This window comes from Litoribaculum gwangyangense, assembly GCF_039543505.1.
Taxonomy (GTDB): domain Bacteria; phylum Bacteroidota; class Bacteroidia; order Flavobacteriales; family Flavobacteriaceae; genus Litoribaculum; species Litoribaculum gwangyangense.
This window is the reverse complement of record NZ_BAABJW010000003.1, coordinates 313,663-329,691: the sequence shown is the minus strand read 5'-3', so window position 1 is coordinate 329,691 and position 16,029 is coordinate 313,663. Positions and strand designations below refer to the sequence as shown.

The window sequence follows — 16,029 nt, the reverse complement described above, 5'->3', positions numbered from 1 at the left end:
CTATTTAAGTATTTTCTTTTTGATGATGCTGTTCTTGTATTTTATAGAGATCACGTAGAATCCTGAAGCTAATTGAGAAGTATTTACGGTGTTTGTAAAATCTTTTTCTAAAACACAATTACCTAAACTATCGAAGATTTTTATTTTATCAGCTTTATTATTTAGTTTAATGATATTTTGAAAGGGGTTGGGATATAGTTTAAGATTGTCGTCACCTTCAAAACCTGAGGTGCTTAAGGTAGAATTATCCACAGTTAATGCTCTGAGCTTTGAAGGAAACGTGAACAAAATAGGTGTAGTTATTGAGAGTTCTTCATTAGAGATATAAAGCGTATCTGTTGCACCATCTGTTTCAATAAAACAGATGCCTTCTACTTGGTTTCCGAAAGGTAAAAAGTTATTTAATTTAACAGCATCACTATTTGCAAACACATCAAGGTTTGAAGGTGTACTTACATTTAAATTGTAAATTTCAATTAAAAAAGGTGTGCCATTATCTTGAGAGTACCCACAAAGATATATTTTATTGGAACCAACTATATCGGCTCCAGTAATCAAGCCTTGTGCATTGTAATTACTTACTTTAATAGCGCTTTGAGTACCAATGCTATTTGGTAAGGCATAAACATCAACTTCATTGTTTACCCAGTTTTTAGAAAAAATCAAAATGTGATTGCCGTAAATCACAAATCCTTCCGCATCCCAATCATTATTGTTAGGGTTGGAAGTAAAATCTGTTTGATTGGCGTACGAATAATTAATAATATCGGCTGTAACATTGGTGCTGGAATCAAAATCAGTTTTTAAAATTCTATAAAATTTTAAATCTAATCGGTTTCCATTATTATTTCCGATGTCTCCAATATAAATATAAGTGTCGTCTTGACCAATATCTTCCCAATCTACATTTGTTGCATTGGTAATAGTTACCGTCCTGTTTATAGAACCATTCAAGGTGTTTATTTCATATAATTCAGGGGCATTACCACTATCATTATGAGTAATGAGTTTATTCCCATAATTTATAAGACCTGAAGTTTCTTTTATTATTGCTGGTAAATTAAATTTATCGGAAGCAACAACGGATTGTGCTTTTAACTGAATAATTGATAAAAAGCATATGTAGAATAGAAAATGAAGCTTCATCATTGGTTGGGGTTTTTAAACATTGGAAGATAATGAAAAAAACTTTCATAAATCTACCATCCACCAGAGGCGCCACCACCACCGCCAGAACCGCCACCGAAACCACCACCAAAACCACCACCAAAACCACCGCCAGAAGACCATCCACCTCCACTGGAACTTCCACCCCATCCGGATGAACCCCTGCGATAACTACCTCGCCCCATATTACTTAAAATGATGGCTTCTAATATATCTGATCCTGTGCTTCTATGGCCTCTGTTTCCACCACCACGGCTATTTTTTGATATTGAAATAATGATGATGATAAATATGAAAAAGAGAATAAATATCACCCCAATAGGGAAATCATTATTACTGGATTTACGAACACCTTGATATTCGCCATTCAAAATTTCAAAGATGGCATCAGCTCCTCTGTTCAATCCGCCATAGTAATCATTTTGTTTAAAATAGGGTATAATGTCACGCTCAATAATACGTTTAGACATGGCATCGGTTAGTAAATGCTCCACACCATATCCAGTATTAATGCCTATTTTTCTGTCGTCTTTTGCTAAAAGAATTAGAATGCCATTGTCTTCTTCTGCTTGTCCAATACCCCATGCTTTTAGCCATTGAGCACCTAAAAAGTTAATATAATCTCCTTCTGTTGAGTTAATAATAGCAACAACTATCTGTGTTGAGGTTGAATCGGCATATTTAATTAATTTGTTCTCTAAATCTTTTTTTTGTGAGGCAGAAAGTAAGTCAATATAGTCATACAAACTAGTTTGAAATTTAGGTTTATCTGGAATTTCAAATTGTGCTAAAATCGTATGATTAATCCCAAAGATTAATAAAAATAATATAACAATATGCTTAATTTTAAACATTATCCTTTAGAAATTTCATTGGTAAGTTCATTGGTATCCATATCGGTGTAAGGGAAATATTTTTTAAGTTGTTCACCAGATTTTAAAATACCTTCAACTAATCCTTTCTTGAAATTACCAGCTTTAAAATGCGATTGCATCGTGTTTTTAGTGCTGTCCCAAAAATCCTTCGTCACTACTTTATTGATGCCTTCATCACCATAAATAACAAAAGTTTTATCCTCAACAGCTACATAAATTAACACGCCATTTTGAAGTTTGGTGTTATCCATTTTTAATAAATGGAAAACATCCAAGGCACGATTTGTGGCATCGCCATTAGAAGTTTTTTCGATATGAACACGTATTTCTCCAGAAGTATTTAATTCGGCTATTCTAATAGCTTCTATAATCTCTTCCTCTTCAGTTGTGGTTAAAAAGTCTTCAACTTTATTGGACATATCATTTTGTTTATAACAATAAATAGTTGTTCAATTATTTAAAATCGAAGTTCACATCAGGTGCTTTTTCACTGCCAGCATCAGCTTTATATCTTGCCATTTCTTTGAATCCAAACCAACCCGCCAGTATTTTTGCTGGAAATTTGGTAGTGTAAATATCATACTTGTTTACTTCATCATTATATCGGTCTCTGGCAACATTGATTCTATTCTCGGTACCTTCTAATTGACTTTGCAATTCCAGAAAGTTTTGGTTAGCTTTTAAATCAGGATACCTTTCTACAACTAACAACAACTTGGACAAAGCTCCACTCAATCCGCTTTGTGCTTCCTGGAATTGAGCCATGTTTTCTGGAGTTAAATTTCCAGCATCAATGGTTGTTGAGGTTGCTTTAGCCCTAGCTTGTATTACCTCTGTTAGAGTTGATTTCTCAAAATCTGCTGCACCTTGTACGGTTTTAACTAAATTTCCAATAAGGTCATTTCTTCTTTGATAGGAGCTTTCAACATTGGACCAAGCGGTTTTGGCATTGGCTTCCAATTCTACGGCGGTATTATTAATGCCTACTGCCCAAGAGTATATTCCAAAAACGACTATAGCTACAATAATCCATGGTAAAAATTTCTTCATGATAGTTAGATTTAATATGTTGTTTGTTTCTAATTATAAGTCTTATGATTTCCGAAAATGTTACTTAATTTCTTGTGTTTTTTAGAAATCATTTTGGTAGATAAATCAATCTTTAAAGATGCTCTTTTATTTTGATAAGTTGATTTTTTATGTCTTCAAGTTTACTTACAATTTCAAAATTACTAAGCGCCTGTTTTTTCTCTTCTTTTAAATGGGTTTTAGCACCCTCTAGTGTGAACCCACGTTCCTTGACCAAATGATATATAAACTTTAGGTTTTTTATATCTTCAGGTGTGAATTTACGATTGCCTTTGGCATTTTTTTTTGGTTTTAGAACATCAAATTCCTTCTCCCAAAAACGAATGAGTGAAGTATTCACATTAAAGGCTTTGGCTACTTCGCCAATACCATAATATCGTTTTTCGGGTAAATCTATATGCATTAATCTAAAGATTGATTTTCCAGAGTAGCATTCTCAAGCATTTTGTTAAATTCTTCCGCAGTTAAACTACCATAATAGAAGTTTATAGGATTGATTTTCTCACCATCTTTGAAAATCTCGTAGTGTAAATGGGGCGCTTCTGAACGACCTGTACTACCCACAAATCCTATTAAATCCCCACGTTTTACCTTTTGGTTCTTTCTAACGTTATATTTATACAAATGGGCATATAAACTAACATATCCATAACCGTGGTCAATTCTAATATGGTTGCCATAACCAGTCGCTGCATTATCTGCACGTTCTACAACACCATCACCCGAGGCATAAACAGGCGTGCCTTTTGGAGCGGTAAAATCCATGCCCCAATGCATTTTTCTGACTTTGGTAAAAGGATCTGAACGCATCCCATAACCAGAGGCCATTCGAGTTAAATCTCCATTACTTACAGGTTGTATAGCGGGTATGGCTTCTAAAAGTTTTTCCTTTTCTTCGGCTAATTTTGCTATTTCATCTAACGATCTAGATTGTACTACAATTTGTTTTTGTAAAATATCCAATCGCTTGCTGGTTTCAATAATCAACTTTGAATTATCAAAGCCTTCTAAATTTTTATATCGGTTAATACCACCAAATCCAGCTCTTCGCTGTTCTTCTGGAATGGGGTTTGCTTCAAAATAAACACGATAAATGTTATTGTCCCTATCAGCAATATTGGCTAAAACAGTTTCAGCTTCAGCCATTTTTTTATTCAGTAACTCAAATTGTAACTGGGCATTTTGTAGTTCTCTTTTTAGTGCCCGTTCTTTTGGTGATTCCACATATTGGCTAGCGATAAAAACAAATATAAAACCAAAAAAAGCAGATGCTAGCATAAAAATAAAGGCATATTTGAAAGTTGTACGCTTTTTACGCTCTATTTTCTTGTAGGAAAGCGATTCTGGATCGTAATAATATTTTACCTTACTCATGTCGCAATTTATACTATTTTTGCACTTTATATCAAAAGCAATTCTTGTTTAAATCAAAATGTAATAAACGAGTAAATATAAAAATTGTTTTGCAATTAATATAATTTAACATTGTCGTAACTCATAGGTTAATGAAATCACAAGATATTCGATCTAAATTTTTAAGTTTTTTTGAGGCTAAGAAACATACCATAGTACCGTCTGCACCCATGGTTTTGAAAGATGATCCAACTCTTATGTTTGTAAATTCCGGGATGGCACCGTTTAAGGAATATTTTCTAGGCAACGGCCAGCCAAAAAACAACAGAATAGCTGATACCCAAAAATGCTTGCGGGTTTCTGGAAAGCATAATGATTTAGAAGAAGTTGGTTATGATACTTACCACCACACCCTTTTTGAAATGTTGGGTAACTGGAGTTTTGGCGATTATTTTAAAAAAGAAGCTATTGCTTGGGCTTGGGAATTATTGACTGAGGTATACGGTATTGACAAAGATATTTTATACGTTACTGTTTTTGAAGGTGATGAAGAAGATGGCATCCCAATGGATACGGAAGCCTATGATATTTGGAAACAATACATTGCTGAAGACCGTATTTTAAAAGGAAATAAAAAAGATAATTTTTGGGAAATGGGCGATCAAGGACCTTGTGGCCCCTGTAGTGAAATTCATGTGGATATTCGTTCAGCGGACGAGAAAGCTAAAATTTCAGGAAAAGATTTAGTCAATAAAGACCATCCGCAAGTTGTAGAAATTTGGAATTTGGTATTCATGCAGTACAACCGAAAAGCCAATGGTAGTTTAGAATCTTTACCTAATAAACATATTGATACTGGTATGGGTTTTGAGCGCTTATGTATGGTTTTACAAGGCGTACAATCTAATTACGATACCGATGTTTTTACACCTATAATCAGGGAAATCGAAACCATTACTAATAAAGACTACGGTAAAGATGACAAAGTAGATGTGGCTATTCGCGTGATTTCAGATCATGTTCGTGCGGTGGCATTTTCAATAGCCGATGGACAATTACCTAGCAATACGGGTGCTGGTTATGTGATTCGAAGAATTTTAAGAAGAGCTATTCGTTATAGTTTCACCTTTTTAGACCAAAAAGAGCCCTTTATATACCGTTTGGTTGAGGTATTGAGCAAGAAAATGGGTACTGCTTTTCCAGAGTTAAAATCCCAAAAACAGCTTGTTGAAAATGTTATTAAAGAAGAGGAAGCGTCTTTTTTGAGAACTCTAGATCAAGGTTTGGTTTTATTGAATCGGATTGTTGAAGAAACAAAAAACGATATTGTTTCTGGAGAAAAAGCATTTGAACTGTATGACACCTATGGTTTTCCAATAGATTTAACAGCTTTGATTCTTTCGGAAAAAGGATTGAAGCTAGATGAAAAGGGATTTAATGAAGAACTTCAAAAGCAAAAAAACCGCTCTCGTGCCGCCAGTGAAATGAGTACTGATGATTGGGTGGTATTGGTTGATGATATTGAACAGGAATTTATTGGTTATGATGCTCTGGAAGCCCAAGTTAAAATAACCAGATACCGAAAAGTGACTTCCAAAAAAGATGGCGACATGTATCAATTGGTATTTAACTTAACACCGTTTTACCCAGAAGGGGGCGGGCAAGTAGGGGATAAGGGCTATTTGGAAGATGTGCATGGTGATGTGGTTTACCTTGTTGATACCAAAAAAGAGAATAATGTTATTATTCATTTTGCTAAAAATTTACCAAGTCATCTCGATGAATCTTTTAAAGCGGTAGTAGATGCTAAACAACGCCATAGAACAGAATCTAACCATACGGCCACACATTTATTGCATCAAGCGTTAAGAGAGGTTTTAGGAGAACATGTAGAGCAAAAGGGCAGTGCGGTCCATTCTAAATACTTAAGATTTGATTTCTCACATTTTTCTAAGCTCTCTGTTGAAGAATTGCGGGATGTTGAGAATTTTGTAAACTCAAGAATTGATGGCAAATTACCTTTGATTGAAAAACGCAATATCCCAAAAGAGGAGGCTATTGCAGAAGGTGCCATGAGTTTATTTGGAGAAAAATATGGCGATACTGTTCGTTCCATTCGTTTTGGACAATCTATTGAACTTTGTGGTGGAACCCATGTAAAAAATACAGCAGATATTTGGCATTTTAAAATAGTTTCAGAAGGTGCAGTTGCAGCTGGAATCAGAAGAATTGAAGCCATAACCAATGATGCTGTTAAAGAATTTTATCATGAAAACAACCGGGCTTTTTATGAAATGAAAGATTTGCTTAACAATGCCAAAGAACCCGTAAAAGCTCTTCAAAATTTACAAGAGGAAAATGCGAATTTAAAAAAGCAAATAGAACAACTTTTAAAGGATAAGGCTAAAAATCTAAAAGGTGAACTTAAAAGTGAATTGGAAGAAATTAATGGTATTCAATTTTTAGCTAAAAAAATAGATTTGGATGCCTCAGGAATTAAAGATGTTAGTTTTGATTTAGGAAGTCAGCACGATAATCTCTTTTTATTATTTGGTACTGAAAATGATGGTAAAGCTTTGTTATCTTGTTATATATCTAAAGAATTGGTTGCGAGTAAAGGTTTAAATGCTGGACAAATTGTTAGAGACCTTGGTAAGTATATCCAAGGTGGTGGTGGTGGACAACCATTTTTTGCAACTGCTGGTGGTAAAAATCCTGCGGGTATAGATGAGGCTTTAAATAAAGCTAAAGATTATATTTCGTAATTATTTGAAACTTTTAACTGAAATACCATTAAAATCTGAATCAAATAATCAAATTGATTATCATTCAAGAATCTTATTATTTGGCTCCTGTTTTTCTGAAAATATTGGCAATAAATTAGATTATTTTAAATTTCAAAATTATCAAAACCCATTTGGTATTTTATTTCAACCAAAAGCAATTGAAACTCTAATTTCCAAAAGCATAAATAAAAAGCAATACACGGAAGCTGATATTTTTTTAAAAGATGAAAGGTGGCATTGCTTTGATGTACATTCGAAGTTAAGTAACGTTTCTAAAGAGGATTTATTAGTTAATTTAAACAACCAGCTTAAATTAACTAATAAACAAATTCACGATGCCTCCCATATTATGATGACTTTAGGAACCGCTTGGGTTTACAAATTTATTGAAAATAACTCTATGGTTGCTAATTGCCATAAAGTACCTCAAAAACTCTTTAAAAAAGAATTACTTTCAGTTGATGACGTTATTCAATCTTTAATGGCTATGGTTAGCTTAATAAAAAGTGTAAACAAAAAAGCCTCTATTATTTTTACAGTTTCACCAGTAAGACATTTAAAAGATGGTTTTATAGAAAACACCTTAAGTAAATCACATTTAATTACCGCTATACATTCTATCTTAAATGAAAATGTATATTATTTTCCTTCCTATGAAATCATGATGGATGAACTTCGGGATTATCGCTTTTATAATGATGACATGATTCATCCAAATCCAACAGCTATCAATTATATCTGGGAAAAATTCATGAAGGTTTGGGTTGCAGAAAAAGCTTTTATAACCATGGGTGAAGTAGATTTTATTCAAAAAGCACTTTTTCATAAACCATTTAATCCAAACTCTGGAGCTCACATTAAACTTCTTCAACAAATAGAAACTAAAAAGATACAAATCCTAAAAGAGTTTCCGCAATTAGTTTTTTAAAATATACGTAATTTATCGTATTGATTACCATTTCTTTCTGTTGCAATTTTGAACTGTTATTAACAATAAAAATCAACAATGAGAAATTTAAAACAAAAGGCCTTACTATTATTAGGGATTATAATAGTAAACTACGGCGCGGCTCAAAAAGCCGAAACACCTGAAAACACTTATGATTTAGGAGCAAAAATTAACGAGATGACTTTAACGGTTGGAGGTATATTGGTAGCTGCTACTAACGATGGTTTAGTTGGAATTGATCCTAAACAAAGCACACCTACTTTTACCTTTAATAATTTTGGGAGGTTAACACCAGAAGAAACAGAGTTTATTCCAGAATCTCCTTATATAGTGGTTTCTCAGGGTGCTGGCTCTAAATTTGCAGGTTTAGCTAAAACAAAACGAGCTGTAATTAATTATATTAATGGAAAAGTGATTTTTAACTCAGAAACTGATAATTGGAATCAAATTTATACCTGTAACATCGTATTACCACAAAATAAATTGATAGTTAGTGGAATACAAAAAGAGGGCGATAAATTTGAGAAAATGACTCCTAAAGTGGCAGTTTACGATTTAAGTTCACAAAAATTAGATTATAGTTTCTTTTTAGATAAACCAGGTAGAGTTGGTATCGCTAAAGATTTTAGTGTAACAGGAACGCCTTTGCTTTTAAAAGAATTTTTAATTATTCCAACAGCACAAGGGTTATTGGCGAAAAAACATAACGGAGACGATTTATGGGAATGTAAGATAAAGGGAGTTAACTGGATGGTTGCAGATGTAACCGAAAAAGAAATTTATGGGTTTGAAACAACTGTTAATGGTAAAAATACTCGAATACATAAAATTGGAAGTAATGGTGCCGAACTCTGGAAGGATGATAGAAAAGTTCAAGGAAACGTTTCAAATTTTCAAATTTTACCACAAGGGTTAGCGGTAGTAAGTGATAAAGTTGCAGCTGAAGAATCTGAAATTGCCTTTTTAAGTGCTTCAACAGGAGAAGATTTATGGGAAAAAGCCCCAAAAACTAAGGGTTTTGTACAGCATTTCTATGTTCAAGACGATGGTATTTTATTTGGAATTCAGCAAGGTGGAATTAATAAAATTTCATTTGATGGTCAAACTTTATTCAAAAAACCATTAAAAACGGGAGAAAACATCATGATTATGGCAGAATCTCCTCAAGGTCTAATTTACATAACAAGTGAAGATGCAAATATAGTCGATTTAAAAACTGGAGACCAAGTTTGGAATAAACCTTTAAAATACAAAAACACGACGGCTGTAGCCTCAACTTATGATAGTTCTAAAAATAGATACTTAATTGCTGCAGATGGTGAAATTTTCGCAATTGATGCAAACTCTGGTGATGTAAGCGAGTTTTCAAAAGTTAAGTTTGATGAAAAAGAAGTAGCAAACACCATGGAGATGCGAAATGGCAATATATTTTTAAGTTCTTCACAAAACGTGGCTATGTTGGGTAATGATGGCAGTCAACTATTTCATGAATATTTCAAATCACCATCTCAAAGTGGATTTGTAAAAGCACTTTCTGGAATTATGGCTGTAGCATCTACAGGTCTGGCAATGGCACATGCAGCTAAGGCCGGTATGAACAGAACTAGTCCTTATGGTAGCTCAAATGATTTAAGTAATTATAATGATTATGGAAAAGAAAATAAAAGAGCAGCAGATATGTTTGCTGCTATAGGTGATGCTTCTTTCCAAATGATGTCTAAACGCTTTAAAGCAACTGCGGCAACCGAGAACGCTCAGTTTATACTAACAAAACTGGATGATGGTGTTGGATTAGTTAAGGTAAACAAAGATTCTGGCAAAGTAGATAAAGAAATTGTTTTAAAAGATAAAAAACCGGAGTACCAAGTGGATGAGATAGCAGGGGTTTTATATTATAAAGCTAATGATAATACTATCTATGCCTATAATTTACAAAACTAAATCTTGTTGTTGAGATTTGTTTGATTGGGCGTGATAATCAGATTATTGCGCTTAATCTTTTTTAATAACACTTAATCGAAAAATTGGTTAAGGATTGAAAGTTTAATTTAATTTTAGATTGCTATTAATCAGTTCATATTTAAAAACATCAATTACTAAAGCCAATAAGTTGGTTTGTAATTGGTGTTTTTTTTGAACTAAATTAAAGTATTTCTATAACTAATCTGTTATTTGTAATGATCAGTTTTCTTATAACTTACTTGCCATTTTTATTGGTTTTAATAGTTTCTGCTTTATGTTTAGTTCTTGTTTTGGATATTAATAAAATCAAAAACAAAGGGCTATTAAGGTTGAGTAGATTAAACGCTTTTTTAAGTTTTCAGCTTTTAAAGAATAAACGATTATCACAAAATATTATTCTATCAGAGCATATTGAAAAAGTTCTTTTTAAAAGATTTTTAAAAATAAATACAGAAATCCTTTCTCTTCAAAAAATTATTTTTGAATTGTAAACCTTTAGATATGAGGTGCAAATTTTTAATCCAAGCAATTTTATTTTCTAGTATCATTTCTTTTTCTCAAAACTCAGAAGAGATCATTGATAGTTTGAAAATAGAGTTGAATAAATCTCAGAATGATAATGTAAGGGCCAAGATTTATGGAGATTTAACTTGGTATTACAGTTCTGTTTCAACAGATTCGGCCTTAGTTTATGGAGAGAAAGCCATGATTTATGCCGAAAAATTAAAAGACTCCACACTACTAGCTCAAACCATAAGTGATGTAGGTGTTGTTTATTATTTAAGAGGCGATTATGATGTTTCTGAACAACTTTACAGAAAGTCACTTAAAATAAGAAAAGAAATTAAAGATTTTGCTGGTATAGCGTCATTAAACTATAAATTAGGAAATATACTTTATAAGAAAGCTCTCCCAGATAGTTCCATGATTTACTTTTTAAAAGCTTTAGATTTTTATGAAAGAGCTCGAGCAGATATGATAGTAAATTCCGTTCAAAGTAACATAGCTACAGTTTTAATGACACTAAAAAATTATGATAAGGCATTAGAGTATTTTGATAAAAATATTGCTTTTTTCGAAAAAAACAATCAACAGGAAATGCTAGCCAATGTCCTAATCAATAAGGCTAGTGTGTTGTTGTATAAAACAGACACTATACAAGCTGTTTTTCACTTAAAAAAAAGTATTGAAGTAGCTAAAAAAGTAAAAGCTTTTACAGCTTTAGGGTCTGCTTTTAATAATTTGGGCTCTATTTACAATGATAAAAAAGACTTTAAAAAAGCAAAAGAATTCATATTAAAATCTATTGAAATAAGAGAGACCGCTAGCTTAAAAACTGAATTAGAAAGTTCTAAACTAACGCTTGCAGGAATTTACAGTGCACTTGGAGAATTCGATAAAGCTAAGCCGATTTTATTAGAGAATATAAAAGTTTTTATTAAAGAAGGCGTAAAAGAAAAATTGCCATTGGTTTATTTACAACTTATTCCTGTTTATGCTTATCAATCAAAACCAGATAGTGTTGCTTTTTACACGAATAAGTACATAAAAATTCAGGAGGAAATGGCTCAAGAGAGTATGCAGAATATTACCAGTGAATTAGAAACCAAATACCAAACCGAAAAAAAGGAAAAAGAAATTTTAGAACAGCGTACAGATTTAGCTGAAAAAGAATTAAATATAAATCAAAAAAACACCCAAATTATGGGTTTAGGTATTTTGGCCCTAGTTCTATCGTTATTGGGTTATTTGCTGTACAAACAACAAAAACTTAAGAATCAGCAATTACAAAAAGAAGGTGAATTAAAAGAGGCTTTGGTTAAAATTGAAACTCAAAACAAATTACAAGAACAACGCTTAACTATATCCAGAGATTTACATGATAATATTGGTGCACAACTAACTTTTATAATTTCATCAATCGATAATTTGCAGTATGGGTTTAAAATAAACAACGAAAAAATAACAAGTAAACTTAGTAGTATTAGCAACTTTACCAAAGAGACTATTTACGAGTTACGCGATACTATTTGGGCCATGAATAAAAGCGAAATTTCTTTAGAAGATCTAGAAACACGCGTCACAAATTATATCGAAAAAGCAAATATAGCTTCAGCCAATACTATTTTTCAATTTAATGTAGACTCAAATTCCTCAAATGAGATTGTTTTTTCTTCTGTACAAGGTATGAATATTTACAGAATCATTCAAGAAGCCATAAATAATTCTATAAAATATGCTGAGGCTACCAGTATAAAAGTAAATTTTAAACATTTAAATAATCAATTTGAAATATCAATTTTAGATGATGGAAAAGGTTTTAATATTGGTAAAGTTGAATTTGGAAACGGACTAAATAGTATGAAAAAAAGAGCAGAAGATATAGGAGCTACCATTACTTTTAACAGTAGTAATGATGGCACACATATTAATTTAAAGATTTAATATTTGTTTATGAATTTAAAAATAGCAATAGCAGATGATAATTCTTTTTTAATAAGTGCGGTAAAAGAAAAGCTCTCTTTTTTTAAGGAACTAGAAGTAAAATTCACAGCCTTTAACGGTCATGATTTGTTAACTAAAATTGATGAAAATCACAATATTGATGTTATTTTGATGGATATTGAAATGCCTGTTTTAAATGGTATTGAAGCAACAGAGGTTGTTAAAAAAAGGTATCCTCATATTAAAATTATTATGCTAACTGTTTTTGATAACGATGAGAATATTTTTAATGCCATAAAAGCTGGGGCTGATGGTTATTTGCTAAAAGAAGTAAATGCTAAAGATCTTTATAATGGGATAAAAGAAACTTTAAATGGAGGTGCCGCCATGAATCCCTCAATAGCTATGAAGACTTTGAAATTACTGAGAAATCCTTTGAATATTGAAAAATCTCAAGATATAGAAAATATTAAGTTAACCACCAGAGAGGTAAATGTTTTAGAGCAACTTAGTAAAGGCCTAAGTTATGGTTTAATAGCCGATAATCTTATTCTTTCTGTTGGTACAGTAAGAAAACATATTGAAAATATTTATAAAAAATTACAAGTTCATAACAAAATAGAGGCTATTCAAAAAGCAAAAAAGAATAACTTAATTTGAAACTATTTTTGCTTTTAGCTAATTTTTTAGCCAAATTGTAATACATGTATTAACTACGATTTCGGATTAGAAAATTATAATTAATCATATAATTACATTAGTTGTATAATGCGTATCTTCAAACCTTCAAGTAAATAATATTTTATTGATTATGGAACAACCTTATGTTACATTTAAACAAGAAAATAAAGTTGGTTATATAGAGTTTTTTCATCCAGATAAAAACTCCATGCCCTCAGAGGTTTTGTTTAAACTAGAACAAACCATCATTCAAGCAGGTTTAAATAGTGATATTCATGTTATCGTTTTAAAAAGTGGTGGTGAAAGAACGTTTTGTGCTGGTGCCAGTTTTAATGAATTAATAAATATTGAAAATGAGGAAACCGGAGAGCAATTTTTTTCTGGTTTTGCCAATGTTATTAATGCCATGCGAAAATCTCCGAAGCTTATTATTGGCAGAGTACAAGGTAAAGCCGTTGGTGGCGGCGTTGGTTTAGCGGCTGCAACTGATTATTGTTTGGCGACCAAACATGCTTCGATAAAATTAAGCGAATTAAGTATAGGGATTGGGCCTTTTGTTATAGAGCCTGCTGTTTCAAGAAAAATAGGAAAATCAGCTATGTCTCAATTAACAATTAATGCACAAGAATTTTACTCGGCAGAATATGCTAAAGAAAAGGGTTTGTATGCCGAGGTTTTTGATAGTTTAGAAGCATTGGATGAGGCCGTTAAAACACTCGCTGAAAGATTAAGCAACTACAACCCTGAAGCCTTAAAAGGATTGAAACATGTGTTTTGGGAGCACACAGCGCATTGGGATGTATTACTTGCTGAGCGTGCTAAAATGAGTGGAAAATTAGTTTTGAGCGAGTTTACTAAACAAACCTTAAAAAGGTTTAATAATTAGTCTAAACTTTAACTTTTTTGTTAATAATATCCAGCCCGTCATCTATTAATTTTCCAACTTCAGGTTTATTTTGTTTCACAGTTTCTAGATGTTTTAAAATACTTTCACAAAGAGATTTTTCATTGCCTTTAAATGCCAATTCATAGAGTTCAACAGGCAATAACCAATCGTTTGGATGTTTTTCAATAAGTTGTTCTAAAACCTTCGTTCTAGAAACTGTCATGTTTTTACCTACTCTGTAATCCCTAACTAGTTGGTATAAATTTTCTAACTCCAACCGTTTTTCAGATTTTTTTACATGAATGGTTTGAGAAGATATTTTATGGGTCATCAAATTAAAGCTATTCAAATCCGCTGGACCAGAAAATGCCGAGACAATGTCTTTTCCAACCGCCATATCATATATCCCCCATTCAGGTTTAAACAGAACAGTATTGTTGTGGGTAACGGTGCAATTTTTAAAACTGATTAATATTATTTTTCCTTGTAGATTTCGTTTTCCTGTAATGATTTCACCAGAAACTTTCACACCCCCTTCAAACTCTAAGGTTACCTTTTTTTCCTCATAAATATGGTAAGCACTTAAATCTCTGGGACTCATATCTTCAATAGCGAGATTAATGCCTTTCAATTTTCCTATTGGTGAGCCAAAGCCATCAGGATGGTTTTCTACACCATGACCAACTAATTCTTTTTCTCGGTATGATAAAGCTGTTTTTCCCGTGGTTTGGATATAAATGGGGTTTCCATTAGCTTCAATAACTTCTGAAAATATCCCAGAAATTTGTAATCCGGTGCTCAATTCAACTGAGCCTAAAGCTTGAGAATTAATGAGTTTATTTACTCCTGAAAGACCTCCTTTTCGCAGTGCCATGGTGTTGGCGAATTCTTCTAAAACCAAACTTAAATGTGCAAAATCTGGAGTGACATAAAGTTGAGGTTGAGGTTTGGTGATATCAAAATCTTTAAAGGCTGCCGAAATATTATAAGGCAATTTTTCAACAGCATCAGTCATACACCAAGCACTTTCACCAATAGAGGATAACAGGCCTGCACCATAAATTTTCGGATTCTCGATAGTGCCAATTAATCCATATTCAACCGTCCACCAATGCAAATTTCTAATAAGAGCCATTTCACTCGGTTCTCCCATGTTTTGTTGAAGTTCCTCAACTTTTTTTTCTGCGGAAGCAATATCTTTTTCACTTGTATTGGGAGCTTCTTTGATGATGGATAAATGTCTCACGGCTTCATAAAGTTCATAATCTTTAGCCGACGAAATAGCTTTACAACCAATTTCACCAAAACGTCTTAAATACTCGGCGTACTCTGGGTTGGCAATAATGGGGGCATGTCCTGCGCCTTCATGAATGATATCTGGAGCAGGCGTGTACTCTATATGTTCTAATTGTCTAATATCACTGGCGATAACCAACACGTTATAGGCTTGAAATTCCATAAAGGCATTGGGTGGAATAAAGCCATCAACAGCTACGGCTGCCCAACCTATATCTTTTAAAATACGGTTCATGCCGTACATGTTGGGAATACTATCAATGGAAATGCCCGTTTGTTTTAAGCCCTCTAAATACGATTTGTGCGCTACTGTTTTTAAAAAATCGACATTTTTGCGCATAACGTATCTCCAAACAGCTTGGTCAATAGCAGAATATGACTCGTAATTTTGAGGTTTTATAAACTGTTTTAAGTGCTTTGGTAAGCGATTTAAAATAGGGTTTGTTTCAATTGATTGATCCATTGTTTTTCTACTGAAAATAGTTTAAGTAAAAATACGAATAATGAAAAGGAATTGAAAAATTTTGGTATCAAATAAAA

General features: G+C 32.6%; 13 protein-coding genes. 6 read left to right on the top strand and 7 right to left on the bottom strand.

What is annotated here, in order from left to right:
* The 6 genes from ABD963_RS11000 to ABD963_RS10975 all read right to left on the bottom strand — a co-directional run bounded on the left by ABD963_RS11000 (position 1) and on the right by ABD963_RS10975 (position 4,505).
* Complete coding sequence (locus ABD963_RS11000) at positions 1 to 1,149, bottom strand: T9SS type A sorting domain-containing protein (protein ID WP_345277016.1); 1,149 nt, start codon at positions 1,147 to 1,149, stop codon at positions 1 to 3.
* Positions 1,150 to 1,199: 50 nt separating this feature from the next.
* Entirely contained in the window at positions 1,200 to 2,021 is an 822-nt protein-coding gene (locus ABD963_RS10995; protein WP_345277015.1) for a TPM domain-containing protein, read from the bottom strand.
* Positions 2,021 to 2,461, bottom strand: coding sequence for a TPM domain-containing protein (locus ABD963_RS10990; RefSeq protein WP_345277014.1), 441 nt, complete (start codon positions 2,459 to 2,461; stop codon positions 2,021 to 2,023). Before ABD963_RS10990 ends, ABD963_RS10995 begins: the two co-directional genes overlap by 1 nt.
* Before the next feature lie 34 nt (positions 2,462 to 2,495).
* Entirely contained in the window at positions 2,496 to 3,092 is a 597-nt protein-coding gene (locus tag ABD963_RS10985; RefSeq protein ID WP_345277013.1) for a LemA family protein, read from the bottom strand.
* A 112-nt stretch (positions 3,093 to 3,204) separates the two neighbouring features.
* A complete protein-coding gene (locus tag ABD963_RS10980; protein ID WP_345277012.1) occupies positions 3,205 to 3,534 on the bottom strand; it encodes a MerR family transcriptional regulator in 330 nt (109 codons plus the stop codon).
* Positions 3,534 to 4,505 (bottom strand): M23 family metallopeptidase, encoded by a 972-nt coding sequence (locus tag ABD963_RS10975; RefSeq protein ID WP_345277011.1) that lies wholly within the window; start codon positions 4,503 to 4,505, stop codon positions 3,534 to 3,536. The genes ABD963_RS10980 and ABD963_RS10975 overlap by 1 nt, the downstream gene beginning before the upstream one ends.
* 131 nt (positions 4,506 to 4,636) lie before the next feature.
* On the opposite strand from ABD963_RS10975, the gene alaS reads away from it, so the two are divergent.
* From alaS to ABD963_RS10945, 6 genes are all read left to right on the top strand, one after another.
* Positions 4,637 to 7,249 carry an alanine--tRNA ligase gene (gene alaS / locus ABD963_RS10970; protein ID WP_345277010.1) on the top strand — a complete coding sequence of 871 codons (2,613 nt, stop codon included), beginning with the start codon at positions 4,637 to 4,639 and terminating at the stop codon, positions 7,247 to 7,249.
* Positions 7,250 to 7,253: 4 nt separating this feature from the next.
* Positions 7,254 to 8,198, top strand: coding sequence for a GSCFA domain-containing protein (locus tag ABD963_RS10965; RefSeq protein WP_345277009.1), 945 nt, complete (start codon positions 7,254 to 7,256; stop codon positions 8,196 to 8,198).
* Between the two features lie 78 nt (positions 8,199 to 8,276).
* Positions 8,277 to 10,160: a PQQ-binding-like beta-propeller repeat protein gene (locus ABD963_RS10960; protein WP_345277008.1), complete on the top strand. Its 1,884-nt coding sequence runs from the start codon at positions 8,277 to 8,279 to the stop codon at positions 10,158 to 10,160.
* A 522-nt stretch (positions 10,161 to 10,682) separates the two neighbouring features.
* Entirely contained in the window at positions 10,683 to 12,626 is a 1,944-nt protein-coding gene (locus ABD963_RS10955) for a tetratricopeptide repeat-containing sensor histidine kinase (protein WP_345277007.1), read from the top strand.
* A gap of 9 nt (positions 12,627 to 12,635) precedes the next feature.
* Positions 12,636 to 13,286 (top strand): response regulator, encoded by a 651-nt coding sequence (locus tag ABD963_RS10950; RefSeq protein ID WP_345277006.1) that lies wholly within the window; start codon positions 12,636 to 12,638, stop codon positions 13,284 to 13,286.
* A 151-nt stretch (positions 13,287 to 13,437) separates the two neighbouring features.
* The gene (locus ABD963_RS10945) at positions 13,438 to 14,193 is read left to right on the top strand and encodes an enoyl-CoA hydratase/isomerase family protein (protein ID WP_345277005.1); all 756 of its coding nucleotides are present in this window, start codon (positions 13,438 to 13,440) and stop codon (positions 14,191 to 14,193) included.
* Position 14,194: 1 nt separating this feature from the next.
* On the opposite strand, the gene ABD963_RS10940 is transcribed toward ABD963_RS10945, so the two are convergent.
* Positions 14,195 to 15,952, bottom strand: a complete 1,758-nt coding sequence (locus ABD963_RS10940) for an aromatic amino acid hydroxylase (protein ID WP_345277004.1) — start codon at positions 15,950 to 15,952, stop codon at positions 14,195 to 14,197.
* Between the last annotated feature and the right edge of the window lie 77 nt (positions 15,953 to 16,029).

What these genes read in the sequence shown, in the direction of transcription:
- ABD963_RS10995 (WP_345277015.1), bottom strand. Translation starts at nt 2,021, where the DNA reads ATGTTTAAAATTAAGCATATTGTTATATTATTTTTATTAATCTTTGGG.
- ABD963_RS10960 (WP_345277008.1), top strand. Translation starts at nt 8,277, where the DNA reads ATGAGAAATTTAAAACAAAAGGCCTTACTATTATTAGGGATTATAATA.
- ABD963_RS11000 (WP_345277016.1), bottom strand. Translation starts at nt 1,149, where the DNA reads ATGATGAAGCTTCATTTTCTATTCTACATATGCTTTTTATCAATTATT.
- ABD963_RS10955 (WP_345277007.1), top strand. Translation starts at nt 10,683, where the DNA reads ATGAGGTGCAAATTTTTAATCCAAGCAATTTTATTTTCTAGTATCATT.
- ABD963_RS10950 (WP_345277006.1), top strand. Translation starts at nt 12,636, where the DNA reads ATGAATTTAAAAATAGCAATAGCAGATGATAATTCTTTTTTAATAAGT.
- ABD963_RS10990 (WP_345277014.1), bottom strand. Translation starts at nt 2,461, where the DNA reads ATGTCCAATAAAGTTGAAGACTTTTTAACCACAACTGAAGAGGAAGAG.
- ABD963_RS10945 (WP_345277005.1), top strand. Translation starts at nt 13,438, where the DNA reads ATGGAACAACCTTATGTTACATTTAAACAAGAAAATAAAGTTGGTTAT.
- ABD963_RS10985 (WP_345277013.1), bottom strand. Translation starts at nt 3,092, where the DNA reads ATGAAGAAATTTTTACCATGGATTATTGTAGCTATAGTCGTTTTTGGA.
- ABD963_RS10980 (WP_345277012.1), bottom strand. Translation starts at nt 3,534, where the DNA reads ATGCATATAGATTTACCCGAAAAACGATATTATGGTATTGGCGAAGTA.
- ABD963_RS10940 (WP_345277004.1), bottom strand. Translation starts at nt 15,952, where the DNA reads ATGGATCAATCAATTGAAACAAACCCTATTTTAAATCGCTTACCAAAG.
- ABD963_RS10975 (WP_345277011.1), bottom strand. Translation starts at nt 4,505, where the DNA reads ATGAGTAAGGTAAAATATTATTACGATCCAGAATCGCTTTCCTACAAG.
- alaS (WP_345277010.1), top strand. Translation starts at nt 4,637, where the DNA reads ATGAAATCACAAGATATTCGATCTAAATTTTTAAGTTTTTTTGAGGCT.